Here is a 16,035-nt window from a genome sequence, read left to right on the forward strand (position 1 = left end):
TTTTATATGCATTTACATTTTACTCCGCGTCAAATTGTGGAAAAATTAGATCAATACATCATCGGTCAAAAAGATGCAAAGAAAGCGGTTGCTGTAGCTCTACGGAATCGATACCGTCGCAGTAAACTAGCTGAAAATTTACGTGATGAAATTGCACCTAAAAACATTTTAATGATTGGACCGACAGGTGTTGGTAAGACAGAGGTAGCACGACGAATGGCAAAACTCGTTGGAGCACCTTTTATTAAGGTTGAAGCGACTAAATTTACAGAAGTTGGATATGTGGGTCGAGATGTAGAATCGATGGTCCGCGACCTTGTTGAAACATCCGTTCGTATCGTGAAAGAGGAAATGGTAGTTAAAGTTCAAGATAAAGCGGAAGAGCAAGCGAATCAACGTCTTGTTGAAATTTTAGTGCCGAGTCCGGAGAAACAATCTGGATTTAAAAATCCATTAGAAATGCTTTTTGGTGGTACTCAAAATTCAAACCAAACATCTGATGCACAGGAAGATGTTGAAATCGAAAAGAAACGTCAAGATGTGGAAAGAAAGCTTGCGGCAGGCCTTCTTGAAGATGAAGTGGTATCGATCGAAGTGACGGAACAACAGTCTTCTATGTTTGATATGTTGCAAGGAACTGGCATGGAGCAAATGGGAATGAATTTCCAAGATGCACTAGGAAGTATCATGCCGAAAAAAACGAAAAAACGTAAACTTTCTGTAAAAGAAGCAAGAAAACTCTTGACAAATGAAGAGGCACAGCGCTTAATTGATATGGATGAAGTTACACAAGAGGCTGTTTATCGTGCTGAACAGCTCGGGATTATTTTTATCGATGAAATTGACAAAATTGCTGGTAAGCAGTCGAATAGCGTAGATGTATCGCGTGAAGGTGTGCAACGTGACATTTTACCGATTGTAGAAGGATCGAATGTTGCAACAAAATACGGATCAGTAAAAACGGATTATATTTTATTTGTTGCAGCTGGAGCGTTCCATATGTCTAAACCGTCGGATTTAATTCCGGAATTGCAAGGGAGATTTCCGATTCGAGTAGAGTTAACAAAATTATCAGTAGATGATTTTGTTAAAATATTAATCGAACCTGACAATGCGTTAATTAAACAATATATGGCATTATTAGCGACTGAAGGTATAGAAATTGAATTTTCAGACGAAGCTATTCGTAAGATTGCTGAGATTGCTTATCAAGTTAATCAGGATACAGATAATATTGGAGCGAGAAGACTTCATACTATTATGGAGAAGCTCCTTGAAGATTTATCGTTTGAAGCATCTGAAATTACGTTAGAGAAAATAACGATAACACCTCAATATGTTGAGGAAAAATTAGCGACAATTGCTAAAAATAAAGATGTGAGCCAGTTTATTTTGTAATAGTGTCATCAGGTGACTCGCCCTAGTTTCCAAGTGATGAAAAAATATGTAAGTAACATGTAGGAGGAACTTTTGAAATGGAATTATTAGCAAAAACGAGAAAATTAAATGCGTTATTACAAAGCGCAGCAGGAAAGCCTGTAAACTTTAGAGAGATGTCTGACACAATGTGTGAAGTAATTGAAGCGAACGTGTTCGTTGTAAGTCGTCGCGGTAAATTATTAGGATATGCGATTCACCAACAAATCGAGAACGAACGCATGAAGCAAATGCTTGCAGAGCGTCAATTCCCAGAAGAGTACACACAAAGCTTATTCAACATTACAGAAACATCTTCTAACTTAGATGTGAACAGTGCTTACACAGCATTCCCAGTAGAAAATAGAGAATTATTCGGTCAAGGTTTAACTACAATCGTACCAATCGTTGGTGGCGGTGAGCGCCTAGGTACACTAGTCTTAGCTCGTCTGGGTCAAGAGTTCTTAGACGATGATTTGATTCTTGCTGAATACAGCTCAACTGTTGTAGGTATGGAAATCTTACGTGAAAAAGCAGAAGAAATCGAAGAGGAAGCACGTAGTAAAGCTGTTGTTCAAATGGCGATTAGCTCATTATCTTACAGTGAGTTAGAAGCAATCGAGCATATCTTCGAAGAATTAAATGGAACAGAAGGTTTACTTGTTGCAAGTAAAATTGCTGATCGCGTAGGAATTACTCGTTCTGTAATCGTAAATGCACTACGTAAATTAGAAAGTGCTGGTGTTATTGAGTCTCGCTCTTTAGGTATGAAAGGAACATACATTAAAGTGCTAAACGACAAGTTTCTACAGGAACTTGCTAAATTAAAAACAAACTAATTTATAAAAAAACTCTCCTCGGTTGAGGAGAGTTTTTTGTTTTTTAAGAGAATGATTTTGCTTACGTAAGGCGTCATGACAACGTTCATTAGAAAACTATTAATTAACCTTCAATTCCTTGCTTAAAGGAATTGAAGGTTGGTAATACTAGAATTTGAGCGTAAAAAAAAGAAAGTTTTACATTGTTCGCATTTTCGACTTGATTGTAATATTTCAGTATGATATAGTAAGCAGTGGTGTCAGTACAAAGTACACACGTTTACTGATTTAAGTGTTGGTGCTACGTTCGTAGTTTCGCTTAGAGATGAAGTAAACGGAGGATATCAAAAACCATTTAGGAGGAACTAAATTATGTCAGTAATTTCTATGAAGCAATTGCTTGAAGCTGGTGTTCATTTCGGACATCAAACTCGTCGTTGGAACCCAAAAATGAAGCGTTACATTTTCACAGAGCGTAACGGTATCTACATCATCGACTTACAAAAAACTGTGAAAAAAGTTGAGGAAGCTTACAGAACGATGCGTGACATCGCTGCTGAAGGTGGAGACATTTTATTCGTAGGTACTAAAAAACAAGCACAAGAAGCTATTAAAGAAGAAGCAACTCGTGCTGGTATGTACTTCGTTAACCAACGTTGGTTAGGTGGAACTTTAACAAACTTCCAAACAATCCAAAAGCGTATCAAGCGTCTTAAAGACATCGAAAGAATGCAAGAAGATGGTACTTTCGAAGTACTTCCTAAGAAAGAAGTTGTTCAACTTAAAAAAGAGTTAGAGCGTCTTGAGAAATTCTTAGGCGGTATTAAAGATATGAAAGGTCTTCCAAGTGCATTATTCGTAGTAGACCCTCGTAAAGAGCGTATTGCAGTTGCTGAAGCACGCAAATTACACATTCCAATCATCGGTATCGTTGATACAAACTGTGATCCAGACGAAATCGATCACGTTATCCCAGCAAACGATGATGCAATTCGTGCTGTAAAACTTCTTACATCTAAAATGGCAGACGCGATCCTTGAAGCAAAACAAGGTGAAGAAACTGTTACTGCGTAACAAATTTGGAAAGGTGATAAGGGGTTCGGCCTTTTATCACCTTTTTTAAGGTATAAACACCTTTATAAAAGGTATAAATACATATTTTAGGAGGATGAAAAATATGGCAATCACTGCACAAATGGTAAAAGAACTTCGTGAAAAAACTGGCGCAGGTATGATGGACTGCAAAAAAGCTTTAACAGAAACTAACGGCGACATGGAGAAAGCAATTGACTTCTTACGTGAAAAAGGTATTGCGAAAGCTGCTAAAAAAGCAGACCGCATCGCTGCTGAAGGTTTAACTTTCATCGAAACAAACGGTAACGACGGTTTAATCTTAGAATTAAACTCTGAAACTGATTTCGTTGCGAAAAACGAAGGTTTCCAAGCTTTAATTAAAGAATTAGCTGCTCACTTATTAGCTAACAAACCAGCTAACGTTGAAGAAGCTATGGCTCAAACAATTGAAGGTGGCAAAACAGTAGAAGAGCACATCAATGAAGCAATCGCTAAAATTGGTGAAAAACTTACACTTCGTCGTTTCGAAATCGTATCAAAAACTGATGCAGATGCATTCGGTGCTTACCTACACATGGGTGGACGCATTGGTGTATTAACAGTTCTTGAAGGTTCTACTGACGAAGCAGCTGCTAAAGATGTAGCAATGCACATTGCAGCAGTTAACCCTAAATACATCGACCGCGATGCTGTAACAGCTGAAGAAGTTGAGCATGAGCGTCAAGTATTAACACAACAAGCTTTAAACGAAGGCAAGCCTGAAAAAATCGTTGCAAAAATGGTAGAAGGCCGTCTTGGCAAATTCTTTGAAGAGATTTGCTTACTTGACCAAGCATTCGTTAAAAACCCTGATATGAAAGTTCGTCAATTCGTTGAGTCTAAAGGCGGAACATTAAAAGGATTCGTTCGCTACGCTGTTGGTGAAGGTATCGAAAAACGCGAAGACAACTTTGCTGAAGAAGTAATGAACCAAGTAAAAGGTAACAACTAATACAGATTAGGGAACACATTGTGTTCCCTTTTTTAAAATAAAGATGTAAGCAATTGGAGGTTCATTATGAGTACACCGAAATATAATCGTGTCGTTTTAAAGCTGAGCGGAGAAGCTTTAGCTGGCGAGCAAGGATTTGGAATTAACCCGGCTGTTATTAAGTCAGTTGCGGAACAAGTGAAAGAAATTGCAGAACTTGATGTAGAGGTTGCTGTTGTTGTTGGTGGCGGTAACATTTGGCGTGGGAAAATTGGAAGTGAAATGGGCATGGATCGTGCAGGAGCAGATTACATGGGCATGTTAGCAACAGTTATGAATTCATTAGCTCTTCAAGATAGCTTGGAGAACATTGGAATTCAAACTCGCGTACAAACTTCAATTGAGATGCGTCAAGTGGCAGAGCCTTACATTCGTCGTAAAGCAATCCGTCACTTAGAGAAAAAACGTGTTGTGATCTTTGCAGCAGGTACTGGTAACCCATACTTCTCTACAGATACAACAGCAGCATTACGTGCAGCGGAAATCGAAGCGGACGTTATTTTAATGGCGAAAAACAATGTAGATGGCGTATATAGTGCAGATCCATCTATTGACCCAACAGCTACGAAATACGAAACACTTACTTACTTAGATGTATTAAAAGAAGGTTTAGGTGTAATGGATTCTACAGCTTCTTCTTTATGTATGGATAATGATATTCCATTAATTGTATTCTCGGTTATGGAAAAAGGTAATATTAAACGTGCCGTTTTAGGCGAAAATATTGGAACAGTTGTAAGGGGGAAATAAATATGGGACAACAAGTATTGAAGTCTTCAAATGAAAAAATGGAAAAAGCAGTTGCTGCTTATTCTCGTGAATTAGCAACAGTTCGCGCTGGTCGTGCAAGCTCGTCTGTATTAGATAAGGTACAAGTTGATTACTATGGTGCACCAACACCAGTTGTGCAATTAGCGAACATTACAGTTCCAGAAGCGCGTTTACTTGTAATTCAACCTTATGATAAAACTTCTATCGGTGATATTGAAAAAGCAATTTTAAAAGCAGATTTAGGCTTAAACCCTTCTAATGATGGAACTGTAATTCGTATTGCATTCCCTGCATTAACAGAAGAGCGTCGTCGTGATCTTGTAAAAGTTGTGAAAAAATATGCTGAAGAAGCAAAAGTTGCTGTTCGTAACGTACGTCGTGATGGTAATGACGATCTTAAGAAGCTTGAAAAAGCTGGCGATATTACAGAAGACGATTTAAGAGGATATACTGAAGATATCCAAAAAGAAACAGATAAATATATTGCAAAAGTTGACGAAATCGCAAAAAACAAAGAAAAAGAAATCATGGAAGTGTAATAGCGATAACTTCGCAAATATGACCCTCTTCTTAAGGGGGTCTTTTTACACTTTTAGGCATACGTCTGCTTGTTGGAGGGTATGAATGATGTTTAAAAAGTTTCCTTTTTTTAAAGCTAAAAAGGTCACATCGTTTGATCATCTCATTGAAGAAGTGAAAAAAGGATATATCCCAGAACATATTGCTATTATTATGGATGGTAATGGAAGATGGGCGAAGAGAAGAGCGATGCCTCGCATTGCTGGACATCATGAAGGCATGCAAGTTGTGAAGAAAATTACAAAATTTGCAAGTAAACTTGGTGTGAAAGTATTAACTCTTTATGCTTTTTCGACTGAGAACTGGAAAAGACCGAAAAAGGAAGTTGATTATTTGATGAAACTTCCAGAAGAATTTCTAGGTACATTTTTACCAGAATTGATTGAAGAAAACGTACAAGTCCGAGTAATAGGGCAAAAAGATCGTCTCCCTACGCATACGCGCAGAGCGATGGAAAAAGCCATGGAAGATACGAAAGAGAATACGGGATTAATTCTTAATTTCGCGTTAAACTATGGAAGTCGAGATGAAATCGTTTCTGCTGTGCAACATATGATGAAAGATAGTGAGGAAGGAAAAATTCGTACTGAAGAAATAAATGAAGAAATAATTTCTTCTTACTTAATGACGAGTTCTTTACCTGATCCAGAGTTGTTAATCCGTACAAGCGGAGAACTACGTATTAGTAATTTCATGTTATGGCAAATTGCTTATTCAGAATTTTGGTTTACTGATGTGTATTGGCCAGATTTTACCGAGGAACATTTGCTAAATGCGATTACAGACTTTCAGCATAGAGGGCGCAGATTCGGAGGCGTGTAGAAAGAGAGGGTTTGGTAGTGAAACAGAGAATTATTACTGGAGTGATTGCTGCCGCGCTATTCATTCCCATCGTAATTTACGGTGGTGTGCCTTTTACAGTTTTAGTGTATGCACTTGCTTCTATAGGTTTATATGAATTAATTCGTATGAACAAGCTTACGCTTATTTCGGTACCGACAGTTTTAGCTGCAGTATTATTGTGGGTTATTTTAATTCCAAGTAGTGCATCAGAGCTGTTTACACGGATTGGATTAGGTAAATTAGAAATCACATTTGTGATTGTTTTATTACTTTTATCATATACAGTCCTTTCTAAGAATACATTTACTTTTGACAATGCTTCATTTTTACTTATGGCAACGACATATGTTGGAATGGGATTCTTATATTTAAATGAAACGAGAATATTGGGAATCAAATATGTGTTCTGTGCACTATTTGTCATTTGGGCAACTGATTCAGGTGCATATTTCATAGGAAAAGCATTTGGAAAAAGAAAATTGTGGCCAGAAATTAGTCCGAATAAAACGATTGAAGGTTCATTAGGCGGTATTGTTTGTGGAATTGTTGTTGCACTTGTTTACAACATGTTCTTCCCAGTTGAAGCGAATGTAGGAGTTTTAATCGTTCTGACGATTATCATTTCTATTTTTGGACAAATTGGTGATTTAGTGCAATCTGCATTTAAACGCCATTATGGTGTAAAGGATTCAGGTACAATTTTACCTGGGCATGGTGGTATATTAGATCGAACAGATAGTTGGTTATTTGTGTTACCAATTCTATACTTCTTATTACAATATAATTAATAAATGAACGAGGAGTTGGAGTCATGAAAAACATTAGTTTATTAGGTGCAAGCGGATCAATCGGTACACAAACATTAGATGTGTTACGCTCGCACCCAGACCAATTCCGTCTCGTTGCTTTTTCTGTAGGGAAAAATGTTGACTACGCAGTAAAGGTAATTCAAGAATTTTCTCCGCAAATTGTTTCTGTGCAAAGAGAGGAAGATGTTTTAAAATTACAAGCTGTTTCTGGTAATACAAAAGTCGTATATGGTAGCGAAGGCTTATTAGAAGTAGCGTTACACCCAGATACAGAAATTGTAGTGAATGCTGTTGTAGGTAGCGTAGGGTTGTTACCGACACTTCGCGCAATTGAGGCAAAAAAAACAATTGGAATTGCAAACAAAGAAACTTTAGTAACTGCAGGGCATCTTGTAATGGAAGCAGCACGAAAACATAACGTGTCGTTACTTCCAGTAGATAGTGAACATTCAGCTATTTTTCAATGCTTGAATGGTGAAAATGAAAAAAGGATCTCTCGACTAATTATCACTGCTTCAGGCGGAAGTTTTCGTGATAAAACGAGAGATGAATTGCATCATGTGACCGTAGAAGATGCGCTTCGTCATCCAAACTGGTCAATGGGTTCGAAAATTACAATTGATTCTGCTACAATGATGAATAAGGGGCTAGAAGTAATTGAAGCACACTGGCTTTTTGGTATCCCTTATGAGCAAATCGATGTTGTTCTACATAAAGAAAGTATTATTCATTCTATGGTTGAATTTGAAGATCGTAGTGTAATGGCGCAGCTTGGCTCACCTGATATGCGAGTACCAATTCAATACGCGCTTACATATCCTGATAGATTACCTCTTTCAGACACGAAACAGTTAAATTTATGGGAAATGGGAACATTGCATTTTGAGAAAATGAATCAAGAACGTTTCCGTTGTCTACGTTTCGCGTATGTAGCTGGAAAAACAGGTGGAAGTATGCCAGCTGTAATGAATGCGGCAAATGAAGTAGCTGTTGAAGCTTTTTTACAAAAGAGAATTGGTTTCTTAACGGTTGAAGACCTCATTGAAAAAGCAATGCACCATCACAATGTCATTGCGCGTCCGAGCTTAGAGGAAATTCAGGAAATTGATGCAGCCACAAGACGGTTTGTGATGGAACAAATTTAGCAAAGGTGGTTATGGAATTGAATACAGCGATTGCCTTTATATTAATTTTCGGTGCACTCGTATTTTTCCATGAGCTAGGGCATCTATATTTCGCAAAAAGAGCAGGTATTTTGTGCCGCGAGTTTGCGATTGGTTTTGGTCCGAAAATATTCTCATTTGAGAAGAATGAAACGGTGTATACGATTCGATTACTGCCCCTTGGTGGCTATGTAAGAATGGCTGGCGAGGATGCGGATACAGTTGAGTTAAAGCCCGGGAAAAAGGTTGGCCTTGTATTAAATGAAAAAGACGAAGTTGTGAAATTAGTTTTTGACGGACATGAAAAATATCCAAATGTTCGTGTCATTGAAGTCGAACAAGCTGATTTAGAACACAATCTTACAATTTCGGGATATGAAGAGTACGAGGAAGAGCAGCAAACATTCCGAGTGAATGAAAAAGCTCGTATCATTTCTGCGGGAGAAGAAATCCAAATCGCTCCGTATAATAGACAATTTGGCTCTAAAAAGTTGGGCCAACGTGCTCTAACAATTTTTGCAGGTCCTGCAATGAACTTTATTCTAGCATTTGTTATTTTTGTGATTCTTGGATTTGTACAAGGAGTTCCTGTTGACAAACCGATGGTCGGAAAAGTAATGGAGAATAGTGCTGCAGAACAAGCTGGATTAAAAGAAAATGATACAATTCAAGCGATTAATGGGAAGAACACTAGTACATGGAAAGATGTTGTATCAATTGTTCGTGAAAACCCAAATAAAGAAATTACGTTACAAGTAAAGCGTGATAGTGAGCAATTTAATGTAAAAGTAACACCAACGGTTGATAAAGAAGGAAAAGAAGAAGTTGGTAGAATTGGTGTTTACTCTCCTGTAGAGAAAACAGTGATGGGTTCTATTAAATCAGGATTTGAACAAACGTACCAATGGACGAAACTAATTTTTGATTCTCTTGTGAAATTAGTAACGGGTCAATTTTCTATTAATGAGTTGTCTGGTCCAGTAGGAATTTATAATCTAACAGATCAAGTTGTAGAGTATGGATTTACGCGTGTACTAAGTTTAGCGGCAGTGTTAAGTATTAACCTTGGTTTATTTAATTTATTACCAGTCCCAGCTTTAGACGGTGGACGTTTGTTCTTCTTCTTAATTGAAGCGTTACGAGGCAAACCGATTGATCGTCAAAAAGAAGGAATGGTTCACTTTATTGGTTTTGCATTATTAATGTTGCTTATGTTAGTTGTAACATGGAATGACATCCGTAAGTTTTTCTTGTAAAATAAGATGAAGTTTATAATGAAATTGAGCTCGTAGAATAAAATCCCTCACCTAACTCGAGGTGAGGGGTTTTACTGCGTGTAAGAGTAAAATGAAGAGGTGCGAATCAATGAAACAAAGTATGGTATTCAGTCCTACATTACGTGAAGTTCCAGCTGATGCTGAAATTAAGAGTCATCAATTATTACTTCGCGCAGGGTTTATGCGTCAAAATGCTTCAGGTATTTATAGTTTTCTACCATTTGGTCTAAAAGTATTACACAAAGTAGAACGTATTGTTCGTGAAGAAATGGAGCGCGCAGGAGCTGTAGAATTATTAATGCCAGCTATGCAAGCTGCAGAATTATGGCAAGAATCAGGCCGTTGGTATTCTTACGGATCTGAATTAATGCGTATGAAAGATCGTAACGCTCGTGAATTTGCATTAGGGGCGACACATGAAGAAGTAATTACTGATCTTGTACGTGATGAAGTAAAATCATATAAAAAATTACCGTTAACACTATATCAAATTCAAACAAAGTTCCGTGACGAACAAAGACCTCGTTTCGGTTTATTACGTGGAAGAGAATTTTTAATGAAAGATGCATATTCTTTCCATGCAACACAAGAAAGTTTAGATGAAGTATATAGCCGTTTATACGAAGCGTATTCTAATATCTTTGCTCGTTGTGGTTTGAATTTCCGTGCGGTTATTGCTGATTCTGGAGCAATGGGCGGAAAAGATACACATGAATTTATGGTATTATCAGATGTTGGTGAAGATACAATTGCATACTCTGATACATCTAATTATGCAGCGAACATTGAAATGGCTCCTGTTGTAGCTACGTATACGAAGAGTGACGAAGCAGAAAAGGCACTTGAAAAAGTAGCAACACCAGATCAAAAAGCAATTGAAGAAGTATCTGTATTCTTAAACATTGAAGCGGAAAAGTGCATTAAGTCTATGGTATTTAAAATAGACGAGAAATTAGTAGTTGTACTTGTTCGTGGTGATCATGAAGTAAACGATGTAAAAGTGAAAAATGTATACGGCGCTTCAGTTGTTGAACTTGCTTCTCATGAAGAAGTAAAAGAATTATTAAATTGTGAAGTTGGTTCATTAGGACCGATTGGTGTGACAGGCGATGTAGAAATTATTGCTGACCATGCTGTAGCATCAATTGTAAACGGATGTTCAGGAGCGAACGAAGAAGGGTTCCATTATGTAAATGTAAATCCAGAACGTGACTTTAAAGTAAGTCAATATACAGATTTACGTTTCATCCAAGAAGGAGATCAATCTCCAGATGGAAACGGAACAATTCTTTTCGCGCGTGGCATTGAAGTTGGTCATGTATTCAAATTAGGAACTCGTTATAGTGAAGCGATGAACGCAACATTCCTAGATGAAAACGGAAAAACAAAACCACTTATTATGGGTTGTTACGGTATTGGCGTATCTCGTACAGTGGCAGCAATTGCAGAGCAGTTTAATGATGAGAACGGTCTAGTTTGGCCAAAAGCTGTTGCACCGTTCCATGTGCATGTAATTCCAGTAAATATGAAATCTGATGCACAACGTGAAATGGGTGAAAACATCTACAACTCATTACAAGAGCAAGGATACGAAGTATTACTAGATGATCGTGCAGAACGTGCAGGTGTTAAATTTGCAGATGCAGATTTATTCGGCCTTCCAGTTCGCGTTACAGTTGGTAAAAAAGCAGATGAAGGTATTGTAGAAGTGAAAGTACGTGCTACAGGCGAGTCTGAAGAAGTGAAAGTAGAAGAACTTCAAACATATATTGCAAATATTTTAAAATAAGAAGAGGTACCTCGTAATGAGGTACCTTCTCTTTCTTTGTAAACGTATTTTGTAAAAGAAGAAGGTAGAAATCTTTCTTTGTAGTACGTTTCAATTTATAATAGCAAATGGAAGGAGAGTGCTTATGTCATTAACAAATGAACAACAAGAGCGATTTCAAATTTTGCTCCAGCAGTTGCAAATACCAGAAGACCTTATAAATCAATATTTACATGGCGGCGGTATTGAAAAGCTAGTTATTGATAAAGCGAATAAAAGTTGGCATTTTGACTTACAAGTGCCACGTATTTTGCCGACAGAATTATATGAATTGCTAGAAACAAAGCTTAAGCAATCATTTTCTCATATTGCAAGAACAACATTTGCATTAGAAACAGAGAATAAACAATTTACAGAAGAAGAAGTTAAAGCGTATTGGCCGCTTTGTACGGAACGAATTACATTTTCACCTATGTTCGCATACTTAAAGAAGCAACTTCCGCAGGTCAATGGCGTGAAGTTACTATTAAATGTGAATAATGAACTGGAATCTACAGCCTTAAAGAAAAACGTTGCGAAACCAGTAGGTGATCAATACGAAGCTTTTGGATTCCCACGTTTTCAGTTAGACACACATATAAAGCAAAATGCAGAAGAGATGCAAAAGTTTCGTGAGCAAACTCAGCAAGAAGACCGTCAGCGTGTTATACAAGCTATGGAAGAAATGGCGAAGAAGCAGGCTGAAGAAAGCAGTGTTGTGCATGAAGGACCGATTGTACTCGGGTATCTTATTAAGCCAGATGAAGAGATTACACCGATGCGAGAAATTCAAGATGAAGAAAGAAGAAAAACGGTTCAAGGGTATGTCTTCCATGTAGAAACAAAAGAGCTTCGTAGTGGCCGTACGTTATTAACCTTAAAAATAACAGATTATACGGATTCTATTATGATCAAAATGTTCTCTCGTGATAAAGAAGATATTCCAATGCTACAATCCTTGAAAAAAGGAATGTGGGTGAAAGCACGTGGTTCTGTTCAAAATGATACATTCGTTCGAGATTTAGTAATGATTGCAAATGATATTAATGAAATAACAGGGCCGTCTCGTAAAGATAAAGCGCCAGAAGGCGAAAAACGTGTAGAGCTTCACCTTCATACTCCAATGAGCCAAATGGATGCTGTTACTCCTGTTTCTAGGCTTGTTGCTCAAGCAGGTAAATGGGGGCATGAGGCTATTGCAGTTACAGACCATGCTGTTGCGCAGTCATTCCCAGAAGCATATTCTGCTGGTAAAAAGGCTGGAGTTAAAGTTATATACGGTGTAGAAGCAAATTTAGTTAATGATGGTGTACCGATCGCTTATAACGAAGCACATCGTCTACTGGCAGAAGAAACATATGTTGTCTTTGACGTTGAGACAACAGGATTATCTGCTGTATATGACACAGTCATTGAGTTAGCTGCTGTAAAGGTAAAAGGTGGCGAAATTATTGATCGCTTTGAATCTTTCGCAAATCCCCATCAACCATTATCAGCGACGATTATTGAATTAACAGGTATTACTGATGATATGTTAACTGATGCACCAGAAGTGGACGAAGTGTTTAAGAAGTTTGAGGAATGGATGGGTGACCATACACTTGTTGCTCATAACGCAAGCTTCGATATGGGATTCATTAATGTCGGCTTTAAAAAGGCCGGGCTAGAAAAAACGAAAAATCCAGTTATTGATACGTTAGAACTTGCACGGTTCTTATTCCCGGAAATGAAAAATCATCGGTTAAATACGATGTGTAAAAAGCTTGATATCGAATTAACGCAACATCACCGTGCGATTTATGATACAGAAGCAACGGGATATTTACTTGTGAAAATGTTAAAAGATGTGATTGAAAAGGGATTTGAATATCACGATCAACTAAACGATAGTATGGGGCAAGGGGATGCATATAAACGTGGGCGTCCAAGTCATATGACATTACTTGCCACATCAGACGTTGGATTGAAAAATTTATATAAACTTGTTTCCTATTCTCATCTGAATTACTTTTACCGTGTACCACGTGTACCACGATCATTATTAAAAAAATATCGCGAAGGTATATTAGTAGGCACGGCTTGTGATAAAGGTGAAGTGTTTGAAGCGATGATGCAAAAAGCACCTGAAGAGGTAGAAGAAATTGCACAGTTCTATGACTATATTGAGGTTATGCCTCCAGAGGTGTTACGTCATTTAGTAGAACGTGAACTTGTTCGAGATGAAGGACAATTAAAAACAATTATTTCTAACCTAGTAAAACTAGGTGAGACGTTAGATAAAACAGTTGTTGCTACGGGGAATGTGCATTATTTAGATCCAGAAGATGCGATGTATCGTAAAATTTTAGTAAGTTCACAGGGCGGAGCAAATCCGTTAAATCGCCATTCATTACCGCCTGTACATTTCCGTACAACAGATGAAATGCTAGATTGTTTTTCATTCTTAGGTGAAGATACAGCGAAAGAAATTGTTGTAACAAATACACAAAAGATTGCATCATTAATTGGTGATGTTCATCCAGTAAAAGATGATTTATACACACCGAAAATTGAAGGTGCCGATGATGAAACACGTGATATGAGTTATAAAATGGCGCGTAGTATTTATGGTGAAGAATTACCGGAAATTGTAGAGGCCCGTCTGGAAAAAGAATTGAAAAGTATTATTGGGCATGGATTCGCCGTTATTTATTTAATTTCGCATAAGCTTGTGAAAAAATCGTTAGTAGACGGCTATCTAGTAGGTTCGCGTGGATCAGTAGGATCATCATTTGTTGCAACAATGATGGAAATTACAGAAGTAAACCCATTACCACCGCATTATGTATGTCCAAAGTGTAAACAATCAGAGTTCTTTAATGACGGTTCTGTAGGTTCTGGTTTTGACTTGCCAGATAAAGAATGTCCAACATGTAATGTTTCATACGTGAAAGATGGACATGATATTCCGTTCGAAACATTCCTTGGATTTAAAGGAGATAAGGTGCCCGATATCGATTTGAACTTCTCCGGAGAATACCAACCGCGTGCCCATAACTATACGAAAGTACTGTTCGGTGAGGATTATGTATACCGCGCTGGAACAATTGGTACGGTTGCGGAAAAAACCGCTTATGGGTATGTAAAAGGTTATGCTAATGATCATAACTTAACAATTCGAAATGCAGAGATTGATCGCTTAGTTGCGGGATGTACAGGAGTAAAGCGTACAACTGGGCAGCATCCAGGTGGTATTATCGTTGTGCCAGATTACATGGATATTTTTGACTTTTCACCAATTCAGTTTCCTGCTGATTCAATAGGGGCTGAGTGGAGAACAACGCACTTTGACTTCCATTCCATTCATGATAATTTATTGAAGCTTGATATATTAGGACACGATGATCCGACCGTTATTCGTATGCTTCAAGATTTAAGTGGTATTGATCCGAAAACAATTCCAACGGATGATCCGGAAGTAATGAAGATTTTCTCAGGTCCAGAATCTTTAGGAGTAACGGAAGAACAAATTAACTGTAAAACAGGTACACTTGGTATACCAGAGTTTGGTACGAAATTCGTAAGACAAATGTTAGAAGAAACGAAACCAACGACGTTTTCAGAGCTTGTCCAAATTTCTGGACTGTCCCATGGTACAGATGTATGGCTAGGTAATGCGAACGAATTAATTTATAACGGCACGTGTACACTGAGTGAAGTTATCGGTTGTCGTGATGACATCATGGTATATTTAATTTATCAAGGCTTGGATCCATCATTAGCCTTCAAAATCATGGAGTCGGTGCGTAAAGGTAAAGGTGTACCAGAAGAGTGGGAAGAGGACATGAGAAATAACAATGTACCAGGTTGGTATATTGATTCATGTAAGAAGATTAAATATATGTTCCCTAAGGCCCATGCCGCTGCCTACGTACTTATGGCTGTACGTATCGCATACTTTAAAGTACATTTCGCACTTTTATTCTATGCGGCATACTTTACAGTTCGTGCAGATGACTTTGATGTAGAGGCGATGGCGAAAGGTTCAGCATCCATACGTGTAAGAATTGATGAAATTGCACAAAAAGGGTTGGATGCAGCACCGAAAGAGAAAAGTTTATTAACGGTACTAGAAATGACGCTTGAAATGTGTGAGCGTGGCTACTCATTCCAAAAGGTTGATTTATATCGCTCGCATGCAACCGAATTTATTATTGATGGGGATACTTTAATTCCTCCATTTAATGCAGTGCCTGGTCTTGGTACAAACGCAGCTTTCAGTATCGTTGAAGCTCGTAAAAATGGTGATTTCTTATCAAAAGAAGACTTACAGCAACGTAGTAAGGTTTCTAAAACGATTATTGAGTATTTAGATAGTCAAGGTTGTCTAGGAGATTTACCGGATCAAAACCAATTGTCACTGTTCTAATAGGTAGGAAAAGTCTTTGCAAATCAACATTTGCTATGGT

12 protein-coding genes are annotated in these 16,035 nt (G+C 37.8%); all 12 read left to right on the top strand.

The features are described from left to right. The first annotated feature begins 6 nt into the window (after positions 1 to 6). The 12 genes from hslU to U860_RS0109630 all read left to right on the top strand — a co-directional run bounded on the left by hslU (position 7) and on the right by U860_RS0109630 (position 15,995). The gene (gene hslU / locus U860_RS0109575; protein WP_002173094.1) at positions 7 to 1,398 is read left to right on the top strand and encodes an ATP-dependent protease ATPase subunit HslU; all 1,392 of its coding nucleotides are present in this window, start codon (positions 7 to 9) and stop codon (positions 1,396 to 1,398) included. 77 nt (positions 1,399 to 1,475) lie between these two features. Beyond that, positions 1,476 to 2,255: a GTP-sensing pleiotropic transcriptional regulator CodY gene (gene codY / locus U860_RS0109580; RefSeq protein WP_000421290.1), complete on the top strand. Its 780-nt coding sequence runs from the start codon at positions 1,476 to 1,478 to the stop codon at positions 2,253 to 2,255. Positions 2,256 to 2,606: 351 nt separating this feature from the next. After that, positions 2,607 to 3,308, top strand: coding sequence for a 30S ribosomal protein S2 (gene rpsB, locus U860_RS0109585; protein ID WP_000111485.1), 702 nt, complete (start codon positions 2,607 to 2,609; stop codon positions 3,306 to 3,308). Between the two features lie 103 nt (positions 3,309 to 3,411). Further along, positions 3,412 to 4,299 (top strand): translation elongation factor Ts, encoded by an 888-nt coding sequence (tsf, locus tag U860_RS0109590; RefSeq protein ID WP_001018579.1) that lies wholly within the window; start codon positions 3,412 to 3,414, stop codon positions 4,297 to 4,299. A gap of 66 nt (positions 4,300 to 4,365) precedes the next feature. Beyond that, entirely contained in the window at positions 4,366 to 5,088 is a 723-nt protein-coding gene (gene pyrH / locus U860_RS0109595; RefSeq protein WP_002173093.1) for a UMP kinase, read from the top strand. A gap of 2 nt (positions 5,089 to 5,090) precedes the next feature. Then, positions 5,091 to 5,648, top strand: coding sequence for a ribosome recycling factor (frr, locus tag U860_RS0109600; protein WP_000531504.1), 558 nt, complete (start codon positions 5,091 to 5,093; stop codon positions 5,646 to 5,648). Positions 5,649 to 5,733: 85 nt separating this feature from the next. Beyond that, complete coding sequence (gene uppS / locus U860_RS0109605; protein WP_002173092.1) at positions 5,734 to 6,510, top strand: isoprenyl transferase; 777 nt, start codon at positions 5,734 to 5,736, stop codon at positions 6,508 to 6,510. 17 nt (positions 6,511 to 6,527) lie between these two features. Further along, complete coding sequence (gene cdsA / locus U860_RS0109610) at positions 6,528 to 7,319, top strand: phosphatidate cytidylyltransferase (RefSeq protein WP_025148342.1); 792 nt, start codon at positions 6,528 to 6,530, stop codon at positions 7,317 to 7,319. 23 nt (positions 7,320 to 7,342) lie between these two features. Beyond that, positions 7,343 to 8,485, top strand: a complete 1,143-nt coding sequence (gene dxr, locus U860_RS0109615) for a 1-deoxy-D-xylulose-5-phosphate reductoisomerase (protein WP_025148343.1) — start codon at positions 7,343 to 7,345, stop codon at positions 8,483 to 8,485. Between the two features lie 17 nt (positions 8,486 to 8,502). Beyond that, a complete protein-coding gene (gene rseP, locus U860_RS0109620) occupies positions 8,503 to 9,759 on the top strand; it encodes an RIP metalloprotease RseP (RefSeq protein ID WP_002173089.1) in 1,257 nt (418 codons plus the stop codon). A 109-nt stretch (positions 9,760 to 9,868) separates the two neighbouring features. After that, entirely contained in the window at positions 9,869 to 11,569 is a 1,701-nt protein-coding gene (locus U860_RS0109625; protein ID WP_025148344.1) for a proline--tRNA ligase, read from the top strand. Positions 11,570 to 11,693: 124 nt separating this feature from the next. Then, positions 11,694 to 15,995, top strand: a complete 4,302-nt coding sequence (locus U860_RS0109630) for a PolC-type DNA polymerase III (RefSeq protein WP_025148345.1) — start codon at positions 11,694 to 11,696, stop codon at positions 15,993 to 15,995. The last annotated feature ends 40 nt before the right edge of the window (positions 15,996 to 16,035 follow it).

The sequence above is a fragment of the Bacillus sp. H1a genome, from assembly GCF_000633475.1.
GTDB lineage: Bacteria > Bacillota > Bacilli > Bacillales > Bacillaceae_G > Bacillus_A > Bacillus_A paramycoides.

What these genes read in the sequence shown, in the direction of transcription:
- hslU (WP_002173094.1), top strand. Translation starts at nt 7, where the DNA reads ATGCATTTACATTTTACTCCGCGTCAAATTGTGGAAAAATTAGATCAA.
- codY (WP_000421290.1), top strand. Translation starts at nt 1,476, where the DNA reads ATGGAATTATTAGCAAAAACGAGAAAATTAAATGCGTTATTACAAAGC.
- rpsB (WP_000111485.1), top strand. Translation starts at nt 2,607, where the DNA reads ATGTCAGTAATTTCTATGAAGCAATTGCTTGAAGCTGGTGTTCATTTC.
- tsf (WP_001018579.1), top strand. Translation starts at nt 3,412, where the DNA reads ATGGCAATCACTGCACAAATGGTAAAAGAACTTCGTGAAAAAACTGGC.
- pyrH (WP_002173093.1), top strand. Translation starts at nt 4,366, where the DNA reads ATGAGTACACCGAAATATAATCGTGTCGTTTTAAAGCTGAGCGGAGAA.
- frr (WP_000531504.1), top strand. Translation starts at nt 5,091, where the DNA reads ATGGGACAACAAGTATTGAAGTCTTCAAATGAAAAAATGGAAAAAGCA.
- uppS (WP_002173092.1), top strand. Translation starts at nt 5,734, where the DNA reads ATGATGTTTAAAAAGTTTCCTTTTTTTAAAGCTAAAAAGGTCACATCG.
- dxr (WP_025148343.1), top strand. Translation starts at nt 7,343, where the DNA reads ATGAAAAACATTAGTTTATTAGGTGCAAGCGGATCAATCGGTACACAA.
- U860_RS0109625 (WP_025148344.1), top strand. Translation starts at nt 9,869, where the DNA reads ATGAAACAAAGTATGGTATTCAGTCCTACATTACGTGAAGTTCCAGCT.
- U860_RS0109630 (WP_025148345.1), top strand. Translation starts at nt 11,694, where the DNA reads ATGTCATTAACAAATGAACAACAAGAGCGATTTCAAATTTTGCTCCAG.